This is a genomic window from Rhodobacter sp. P2_H5 (assembly GCF_056403335.1).
Genome location: NZ_JBFUFS010000009.1, coordinates 171,387 through 180,224 on the forward strand (window position 1 = coordinate 171,387; position 8,838 = coordinate 180,224).

The 8,838-nt window shown below is 64.6% G+C and carries 12 protein-coding genes; 4 read left to right on the forward strand and 8 right to left on the reverse strand.

Annotation, left to right across the window (positions count from 1 at the left end):
- The first annotated feature begins 75 nt into the window (after positions 1 to 75).
- Positions 76 to 1,329: a sugar phosphate nucleotidyltransferase gene (locus AC1DVR_RS14255; RefSeq protein WP_478001249.1), complete on the forward strand. Its 1,254-nt coding sequence runs from the start codon at positions 76 to 78 to the stop codon at positions 1,327 to 1,329.
- 165 nt (positions 1,330 to 1,494) lie between these two features.
- On the opposite strand, the gene AC1DVR_RS14260 is transcribed toward AC1DVR_RS14255, so the two are convergent.
- On the reverse strand, positions 1,495 to 1,668 hold the full coding sequence (locus tag AC1DVR_RS14260; protein ID WP_478001250.1) for a DUF1328 domain-containing protein: 174 nt from the start codon (positions 1,666 to 1,668) through the stop codon (positions 1,495 to 1,497).
- Positions 1,669 to 2,030: 362 nt separating this feature from the next.
- Here AC1DVR_RS14260 and AC1DVR_RS14265 point away from each other — a divergent pair, with 362 nt between their 5' ends.
- Positions 2,031 to 2,417 carry a hypothetical protein gene (locus AC1DVR_RS14265; protein WP_478001251.1) on the forward strand — a complete coding sequence of 129 codons (387 nt, stop codon included), beginning with the start codon at positions 2,031 to 2,033 and terminating at the stop codon, positions 2,415 to 2,417.
- Between the two features lie 345 nt (positions 2,418 to 2,762).
- On the opposite strand, the gene AC1DVR_RS14270 is transcribed toward AC1DVR_RS14265, so the two are convergent.
- The 5 genes from AC1DVR_RS14270 to AC1DVR_RS14290 all read right to left on the reverse strand — a co-directional run bounded on the left by AC1DVR_RS14270 (position 2,763) and on the right by AC1DVR_RS14290 (position 6,223).
- Positions 2,763 to 3,287 carry a pyridoxamine 5'-phosphate oxidase family protein gene (locus AC1DVR_RS14270; RefSeq protein WP_478001252.1) on the reverse strand — a complete coding sequence of 175 codons (525 nt, stop codon included), beginning with the start codon at positions 3,285 to 3,287 and terminating at the stop codon, positions 2,763 to 2,765.
- A gap of 9 nt (positions 3,288 to 3,296) precedes the next feature.
- Complete coding sequence (locus AC1DVR_RS14275; protein ID WP_478001253.1) at positions 3,297 to 3,494, reverse strand: CsbD family protein; 198 nt, start codon at positions 3,492 to 3,494, stop codon at positions 3,297 to 3,299.
- Positions 3,495 to 3,657: 163 nt separating this feature from the next.
- The gene (locus AC1DVR_RS14280; protein WP_478001254.1) at positions 3,658 to 5,454 is read right to left on the reverse strand and encodes a sensor histidine kinase; all 1,797 of its coding nucleotides are present in this window, start codon (positions 5,452 to 5,454) and stop codon (positions 3,658 to 3,660) included.
- 20 nt (positions 5,455 to 5,474) lie between these two features.
- Positions 5,475 to 6,056: an RNA polymerase sigma factor gene (locus AC1DVR_RS14285; RefSeq protein ID WP_478001255.1), complete on the reverse strand. Its 582-nt coding sequence runs from the start codon at positions 6,054 to 6,056 to the stop codon at positions 5,475 to 5,477.
- The gene (locus AC1DVR_RS14290) at positions 6,056 to 6,223 is read right to left on the reverse strand and encodes a NepR family anti-sigma factor (protein WP_478001256.1); all 168 of its coding nucleotides are present in this window, start codon (positions 6,221 to 6,223) and stop codon (positions 6,056 to 6,058) included. Before AC1DVR_RS14290 ends, AC1DVR_RS14285 begins: the two co-directional genes overlap by 1 nt.
- An 83-nt stretch (positions 6,224 to 6,306) precedes the next feature.
- Here AC1DVR_RS14290 and AC1DVR_RS14295 point away from each other — a divergent pair, with 83 nt between their 5' ends.
- A complete protein-coding gene (locus AC1DVR_RS14295) occupies positions 6,307 to 7,131 on the forward strand; it encodes a response regulator (RefSeq protein WP_478001257.1) in 825 nt (274 codons plus the stop codon).
- Positions 7,132 to 7,229: 98 nt separating this feature from the next.
- Here the strand turns inward: AC1DVR_RS14295 and AC1DVR_RS14300 are convergent, their stop codons facing one another.
- Positions 7,230 to 7,595 carry a hypothetical protein gene (locus AC1DVR_RS14300; protein WP_478001258.1) on the reverse strand — a complete coding sequence of 122 codons (366 nt, stop codon included), beginning with the start codon at positions 7,593 to 7,595 and terminating at the stop codon, positions 7,230 to 7,232.
- Between the two features lie 103 nt (positions 7,596 to 7,698).
- Between AC1DVR_RS14300 and AC1DVR_RS14305 the strand changes: the two genes are divergently transcribed.
- Positions 7,699 to 8,427 carry a Crp/Fnr family transcriptional regulator gene (locus AC1DVR_RS14305; protein WP_478001259.1) on the forward strand — a complete coding sequence of 243 codons (729 nt, stop codon included), beginning with the start codon at positions 7,699 to 7,701 and terminating at the stop codon, positions 8,425 to 8,427.
- 174 nt (positions 8,428 to 8,601) lie between these two features.
- On the opposite strand, the gene AC1DVR_RS14310 is transcribed toward AC1DVR_RS14305, so the two are convergent.
- Positions 8,602 to 8,838, reverse strand: a 237-nt coding sequence (locus AC1DVR_RS14310) for a transposase (RefSeq protein WP_478001260.1), incomplete at its 5' end; no start/stop codon positions are given.

Consider the following 8,838-nt stretch of genomic DNA (forward strand, 5'->3'; position numbering starts at 1 on the left):
AAATCTGGTGTCGCCAAGGAACCTTTGCCGCAGTGCTGGGTTGATCCGCGCCATCCAAGCCGAAGGAACCTGAAGATGCCGCCTGTGTCCTCCTCCGCTTCTCCCCAGATTGACCTGTCAAAGACAGTGGCTTTCCTTCTGGCCGGCGGCCAGGGCGCGCGCCTGCACGAGCTGACCCAGGCGGAGTGCAAACCGGCGCTCCATTTCGGCCGGATGCACCGGATCGTCGATTTCACTGTGGCCAATGTCGTGGCCTCCGGTGTGACGCGGATGCTGGTGGCCACCCAGTACCAGCCCGGCACCCTGTCGCGACACCTCAACACGGTCTGGCTGCCGGCCTTCCCGGAGGCTGGCCTCGTGCTGCGCGAGGCGCGGCATGTGGTGGGCGCTGCGGGCTATGCCGGCACGGCGGACGCGCTGCGCGCCAATATCGCGGCGCTGGATGCGATGGAGGCGCGCGAGGTGCTCGTGCTGGCTGGCGATCACATCTATCAGATGGACTACACCCCGATGATTGCGGCACACCGCGCCTCGGGGGCCAAGGTGACGGTGGCCGCCCTGCCGGTTCCGGTGGCCGAGGCCAGCGGCTTTGGCATCATCACGCCCGGCCTTTCCGGCGGCATCGCGGCCTTTCACGAAAAGCCGGCGCGTCCGGCGGAGATGCGCAACGAACCCGGCCTCTCGCTGGCGAGCATGGGGGTCTATGTGTTTTCCTGGCGCTGGCTGCGCGCCCTTCTGACCCAGCAGGTCACGATGCACGACTTTGGCCACGATGTGCTGCCGCATGCCGTGGCGCTTGGGCTGGCCGGCGTCTTCGTCTGGCGTGACGCGCGCGGGCAGACGCCCTATTGGCGCGATGTCGGCACGCTGGATGCCTTCCGCCTCGCCTCTCTGGATTTCTCCGACCGGGTGACGCCCTGTGCCCGCCCGCTGCCGCCCGGTCTGACCCGCCGGATTGCGCCCGATGTCACCATGCTGCGCAGCCGTTTTGGCGCCGAGCTGAACACCGGCGGCATCCGCATCCTGTCGCCGGTGCTGCGCGCCGATGACCCGGCGCGCTGGGCCGTGCTGGACCGGTCCGTCCTGATGCCCGGCGCGCGCGTCTCGCCCGGAGTGCGGCTGACCGATTGCGTCGTGGCCCCGGCCACCGCCCTGCCAGATGGCCTTGTGGTGGGCGAGGACCCCGAGGAGGACGCCCGCTGGTTCCGCGTCACCCCGAACGGCACGACGCTGATCACCACGGCCATGATCGCGCGACGCGCGGCGCGGCGGCGGACGAGTTTCTCGATGCGCGATCTGGCGGCCCAGGCCTTCGGCCTGCGCGCCTGACCTCTTGAGATACCCGTAAGCAGAACGCCCCGCAGATCCTGCGGGGCGTTTTCGATTTCCCGCTGTCAGGGTGCCGGTGTGCCTTCAGGGGCCACGCAAAGCAAAAGGCGCCCCGACCGGTGGTCGAGGCGCCTTTGTCCTGTGGACCTGCCTTGCCTGAACGGGTCAGACCGGCGGGCGACCCCGCAGGGCCCGGGCGATCATCGCCACGACGAACAGCACCAGGAAGATGACAAACAGGATCTGAGCGATACCGGCGGAGGCACCGGCAATGCCGCCAAAGCCCAGCGCGGCGGCGATCAGCGCGACGACAAGAAACGTAAGAGCCCATCCAAGCATAACGATACTCCTTCAAGTGAGATGTGGGGCGCGCACGCCTGCCACGTTATGAGGGATCAACGCCCCGCCCCTGCTTCGGTTCCCGCAGGCCGACCGTTAATCACCGGCCGCAAGCAAGGCCGGAAATGCCGCCGACAGCGCGGGCAAACCTGTTGATCCGGCCTCGATTTCCGGGAACCGGATCGCTGTTGCGGGCGTTCTTCCTGCATAGTCCCGGCGCAGTGAAGGGACGGCAAGATGCGCCTGCATCGGGGACAGCGGACCATTCCGCAACCCTCGGCAGACCACCCGCCCCCCACGCGCCCATTGCCCGAAAGGCGCATCACGCGCGCCTCTAACCCGAACCGACAAAGGAAGACATCATGACCCTGCAGACCTCCATCGAGAACTCCGAGACCGTGAAATCCCTGCGCTCCAGCGCCGCTTCGGTCGTCGAGAATGTGATCGCCCCCAAGACGGAAGAGCTGGTGCAGAGCGCGCTGAAGGCGCGGGATGTCGCGGGCGAGACCGCGCGCCACCTGCAGAGCCGGGCCGAGGATCTGGGCCACGCCGCCACCCAGCGCGGCAGCGAGCTGGCCTCCGACTTTGCCGAAATCGCCGTGCGCAGCCTGCGTCTGGCCGATTCCAACGTGCGCAGCTTTGCCCGCCGCAAGCCCGAAGTGCTGATCGCCGGCTCGGCCTTGGCCGCCATCCTCGGCATCAGCCTGGTGACCTGGATGCGCTCGTCCAAGGCCAAGACCTACAAGTAAGACGTTACGCGTTATTCTAGCAAGCCATTTTCAGACCGGGGGGCAATCGCAAGATTGTCCCCTTTTTTCACAATCTGCGGCGGGCCGTCGCCGGATGGTCCGCCCTTTCCTTTCTGATCGGCGGCCATTGCGTGACCGCCCCTTTTTCCCCGCCACGGCGGCGAGCAAGTCCAATCCGCCACCCTCGTCCTGCGTTGCAGGCTCCCCTAGGCCCTTACCACTGGTTCACCCTGCACCCGCACACCCAGCCCCGAGTGGTCTGTGCCGCCTCGCGCCGGGCATGGCAAAAGGCGCGCAGGATCTGCGCGCCTTCTGGTCGTGATAGCGGGGGATCGTTCGGGGCGATCAGACCGGGGTGTGAAAATTCACCACGGCATGGGCGCCCACGTCGGGGCTGTGCTCGGCCGAGAGATTGGCCCGGATCATCTCGAACCCGAACTTGAGGGTCGAGGTGGTCGAGGCCCAGATCTCCGCCACCTCCGGCGTGAAGCACAGGAGGGTGACGCGCGGGTCGTGAGGCCCCTCCTTGAACCAGGCGCCGATCATCGGCGACCAGAGCGCGTCGAGCTTCGCCTCGTCCTTCACCCGGGCCAGGGTGCCCCGGATGCTGGCATGGACATCGTGGTCCGTGCTGACCAGCACGTAATCCGCCATCTTGGACGCGCCGAACCCCGCCCCCAGTTCGCGCACCAGATCGGTGTCCGCGGCGGAGATGAACCAGATCAGACCGGCCTCCTCATCCGGGAAATGCGTCATCGGCTGCAGGCCGGATGCGCTGCCATTGAGGCCCAGCATCCCGGTGCGGGTGCCGTTCATTACATCGAACAGCGCAGAGCGCGGGTTTTCGGTTACGGCTTTTTGATAGGACATCTTGCGACCTCAGAGTTTGCCGGACCAGTCATCAACTTCACGCTCGGCCGCGGCCTTGGCGTGGCCGTACTTTTCCTGGATCAGGCCGATCATCTGTTCACGCTTGCCGGCCACACGGTCGAATTCGTCATCGGTGATCTTGCCCCACTGCTCGCGGGCCTTGCCCTTGTACTGCTTCCACTTGCCTTCGATCTGATCCCAATTCATGGCAATCTCCGTTCTTATGAAACAGTGCGCCGGTCTGGCGCGACCTGTCAGACAAACGCGGCGCGCAGGGGCGTGGTTCCGGCGGGAGGGGATGGCGAGGGGGTGCCGTGGCGTGCGAGGCGGAAAGCCGCCCAAAGCGGCGATCCCCGGCGGACGGATGCCGTCAGCTCGCCTCGTTCGCCGGGTCGCCCGCGTCGTCCGAGGTCTCCGCCAGCGCCAGCGACTGCACTTTGAAGCGGACCGAGAGCCTGAAGCGGCCGTCGATGACCTCGCGCGTCAGCGTCCCGCCGATCTGCTGGGAAAACGCCTTCAGAAGCTGATCGCCAAGCCCGGTGCTGGTCGTGATCCGGCCCAGCGCGGGCGTCACGGCCTCGCCTTCGGCGAGGGTTTCGGGAAGCGTGTTGATCACTTCCATCAGTTGCACGCCCTCGGGCTCGCTTTTCAGCCGGACGACGACCTCGACCGGCTGACCCGGCAGGCTGCCGGCGTATTTCAGGGCGTTGGTCATCGCCTCGGTCAGCAGAAGCGACAGGGGAACCGCCTGATCGGGCGTCAGGTGCAGTTCGTCCATGTCGAGCGTCAGGTCGAACTTCAGCCCCGGCGCGCTGCCCATGGTGACGATCTGGCGCACGATGTCGCGGAACAGCTCGTCGGCGCGGACATCGGCCAGGCCGCTGGTCTGGTAAAGGCCGCGGTGGATGGTGGCGAGGCTCATCACCCGGTCCTGCAGGCCGCGCAGCAGCACCTTGGCCTCGGGGGCGATCGCCTTGCGCATCTGGATGTTCATGATCGAGGCGATCAGTTGCAGGTTGTTCTTCACGCGGTGGTGGACCTCGCGCAGAAGCACTTCCTTCTGGTGGATCGAATCCTCCAGCTCGGTCTCGCCATGGGTGATGGCGCGGGTCATGCTTTCAAAGGCGCCATGCACCTCGCGCAGTTCGACCGGGGCCCATTTCAGGTTGGCCCGGGTCAGCCCGCGGTCGCCCCGGGCAAAGCGCAGGATCGAGCGGTGGAGCGTGCGGATATAGCGCGTCACCAGCCGTTCCGAGGTGAGGGCGGCAACGATCAGCCCGGCGATCCACATGGTGATCGCCGGCAGATAGGGCCAGACGATGGTGTCGCTTTGTGCCCCGCCGCGCTCCTTGTCCCAGCTGCTCATCAGGTAGAGCTGGCCCTTGACGATGGGCACCACTGCATAGGTCCGCAGGTTCCCGCCGTTCGAGGTGTCCTGGAACACATATTCCTGCTGGTCGGCAAAGGCGGTCAGCGCGTGGGAGCGCGGCATCTGCGCCGTCACATGATCGAGCCCGCCGCTCGCCGTCAGCACTTCGCCGTCGTGGTCGAAGGTCCAGAACTCGATCGCACTTTGCTCGCCCACCAGATCGCGGCGCGCTGGCGTATCGAGCCGCTGCAAGCCGGTATGGGGCAGCGAGATCGTGACGTAACCCTGGTAGACCCCCGCCGCATCGAACACCGGATGCGACACGCCGAGGATCGAGGTGCCCGACATCGGGCCATTGGGATTCACGATGAAATTCGGGGCCTGGGCGGCCACCACGCTTTCAAAAAACGGATTGCCGGCAAAATCATGCGTGCTGCCGTTGGAGGCGCAGGTCATCAGGCCGCTTTTCGGCAAATAGCCGACAAAGGAGGCATCCGGCACCAGGGCCAGGGTCCGGCGCATCAGGTCGGCGCACGCTTCGTCCGACGGCAGCGTGGTCAGCGTGGCCGCGAGGCTTGCGACCACGCCTTGCGCATTGCGGATCGAACCGATCTCGCCGGAGGCCGAGCGCAGGGTTTCGCCCAGAAGCGCCGCTTCGGTCCGTTGCTGGATCTCGCTTTGCAGCACGTGGGTCTGCATCAGCGAGACCACGCCCAAGGGCAACAGCGCCACGGCCAGCACCAGAGCGAAACGGATGTTCAGCCGTTCGAAACTTCTGCGAACCCACCCCGGTTGCACGGCGGGGCCCCTGCCTGCGATCATGCTGCCTGAATGCCAGAGCGTCCCATGACCGAAAGGGTAACCCCGTCATGGCCCGACAGCACATCCTCGCCATCGGCCAGATGCATGAGCTCGCTCAGACGCTTGCGGGCCCGGTTGGTGCGGCTTTTGACCGTGCCGACCGCGACACCCATCATCTGTGCCGCCTCTTCGCAGGAAAATCCCGAGGCGCCGACCAGGATGAGCACTTCGCGGTGTTCGGGCGACAGCTGGTCGAAGGCCACCTGAAACTCGCCATAGGTCAGCCTGCCATCGTGGTCGGGGCGCACGAAGAGGCTGCCGGCATGGATGCCTTCGGGATCGGCCACGACGCGGCGGTTCTTGCGCAGGTCGGAATAGAAGGTGTTGCGCAGGATGGTGAAGAGCCAGGCCTGCAGATTGGTGTCGGCCACGAACTTGTCGATGTTGGTCCAGGCCTTGACGATGGTGTCCTGCACCAGATCGTCCGCAGCGGTGACGTTCCGGGTAAGGCTGATCGCAAAGGCCCGCAGCGCAGGCAGATGCGTGACCAGTTGATCGCGGGGATCGCCGCGCACGTCTTCCTGAATCCGCTGTGTCATCACGCGTTCCCGCCTTTTTCCTGCTTCTGGCGCAGTTGGTTGAGCAGGTCCTTGAAGCGGTCTGGTATCTCTTCCTTCAGAGCATCTTCGTAGACGCGCTTGAGATTTTTATCTATTTGCTCTTGCAAGCGGGACTTGGAGTTGTCTTGGGTCATGGAACCGAACATTTTTTGCCTGCTGCCTTTATACACGGAACCAAACACCGATCCACGCGTTCGGTTCCCGCAAAAACGAGATGGAGGGGAAAAAAATGCCCAACAGGAATTCAGCCGATAAGGGAACCCGTGACCTTGCTTCGGAGATCGGCATCAACCTTCCCTACCTGCGCCGCTACGCGCGCGCACTGACCGGCAATCAGGACACCGGCGACCGCTATGCCGCCGCCACGCTTGAGGCCGTGCTGGAAGACACCAGCATTTTCGAGGCCAGCGATTCCCCGAAAGTGGCGCTGTTTGCCGCCTTTCACCTGGTCTGGGCCAGCGCCGGCGCCCCGGCGGGCGAGGCCGACACCCGCTTCTCGGCCATCGCGCAAGGCTACATGGAGGGGCTGACCCCCGGCTCGCGCGAGGCGCTCTTGTTGCATTCCATCGAGGGCTTCAGCCAGAAAGAGATCGCGGCCATCATGCAGACCGACACCAAGGACGTTGCCCACCTGATCGATCAGGCGGTGCAGGAAATGGCCGCCTCGATCGCGGGCCGCGTGATGATCATCGAGGATGAGGCGATCATCGCGATGGATATCGCGGCCATCGTCGGCGAAATGGGCCATGAGGTGATCGGCATCGCCAGCACAAGGACCGAAGCCAATGCCCTGGCCGCACGCGAACGCCCCGACCTGATCCTGGCCGATATCCAGCTGGCCGACAAATCCTCGGGCATCGACGCTGTCAACGACATCCTGAAGATCTTCGACTCGGTGCCGGTGATCTTCATCACCGCCTTCCCCGAGCGGATGCTGACCGGCGAACGCCCCGAACCGGCCTTCCTGATCACCAAGCCCTATTCCGAGGATCAGGTGCGCTCGGCCGTGAGCCAGGCCATGTTCTTCACCAGCACCGAGACGCTGAACGCCTGAAGACGACGGGCGCCTCTGAAACAGGAAAAAGCCCCCGGACCAATGGTCCGGGGGCTTTTTGATCCAAGGCCGTCCTGCGGTTCGGTCCGGCCCCTGCCCTAGCGCGTGGCCAGCAGCCCGCGCACATTATCGGTGGTGAAGGGGAAGGGCAGCAGTTTCCAGCCCGCTGCCTTGGGCGCCTGATCGGTCCAGAGTCCCATCAGCACGACCTGCGCGCCTTGCGCGGACAAGACCCGGTACAGCCGCGAGCGTTCGAGCTTTTCGGGTTCGGCCGCAATAAAGGCGACCCCGACGAAGGGCACCGCGCCCAAGGCGCCCACCGCCTCGTCCAGCGAGGTCGCAACGACGATCTCCGCCTGTGGGTGATCCTCGCAGATCGCCTGTGCCAGATCCTGGCCCACGACCACATCACTGACGACGATCAGATAGGCCCCGCTCCTTGGAATCCTTACAGAATCTTTCACGTCCGTCACTCCTGCAGGCGCAGGAAAACCCTGCTTGAGAAAACCTTATGGATTGCTTTGAATTTCTGTGCATTAAACTGTGACATACGAGAGGGAGAGTTTCATGAAGATCGCCTGCACCGACTGCCCTCTGCGCCGATGCGAATATTTCACCCCCTTCACCGAGGCCGAGCTGGCCTTCATGCTGACCTTCAAGGTCGGCGAACTGTCGGTCGAACCGGGCACCACGCTGCTGATGGAAGGCTCCAACAGCCCGCAGTTGTACACTGTGCTCTCTGGCACCGGCACCCGCTACAAGACGCTGGAGAACGGCGAGCGGCAGGTGATCAACTTCCTTTTCCCCGGCGATTTCACCGGGCTTCAGGCGGCGCTGATGGGCGAGATGAAGCATTCGGTGGAGGCCACGACGCAGATGGTGCTCTGTGTCTTCAACCGCTCGGACATCTGGAACATATTCAAGTCACATCCCGAACGCGCCTATGACGTGACCTGGATCGCCGCGGTGGAGGAGCATTTCCTCGGCGAAACCATCGCCACCCTTGGCCAGCGCGATGCCGGCCAGCGCGTGGCCTGGGCCTTCCTGCGCCTGCACCACCGCCTGCGCGCCGTGGGTCTGGGCAACAAGACCACCGTGCCCCTCGCCTTCCGCCAGCAGGATCTGGCAGATGCTCTCGGGCTGTCGCTGGTCCATACCAACAAGACCATCGCAAAGCTGCGCGACCTGGACCTGGCGCAATGGTCCTCGGGGCTGTTGTCGATCCCCAACCGGCAGGCCTTGGCCGATTATGCCGGCACCGCACCCGAACCGCTGGAAAGACGCCCCCTGATATGAAAAAACGCCGATGAGCAGGGGATGATGCTCATCGGCGCAGTCAGAGACAGGCACCCCAGCGACGTCAATCACGCGACCGGAGCAGAGATACCGAACGAGGGGACGGCTCGCGTATCCCACAGGTAACGCGAAAGCCGGATTTCGGTTCCGCAGAAAAATGCGAAAGGGTCTTGACTAGGAGAGCGGGTTTTCGCGGCAGATTTTGAGCAGGATCCTGGTCAGGTTCTTGCCGCGATTGTTGTATCTGAACTCGCATTCCTTGAGGTGCAAGGGGAAGGTTTTGGGGCTTAGGCCGCGGAAGCGGGCGAGGCGGGTTTTGGCGTAGCCCCAGAAGGCCTCGATGCCGTTGATATGGACCTCGCCACGGGCGAATTCGTCGCGACCGTGGTCGACGCGGACATGGGCATAGCC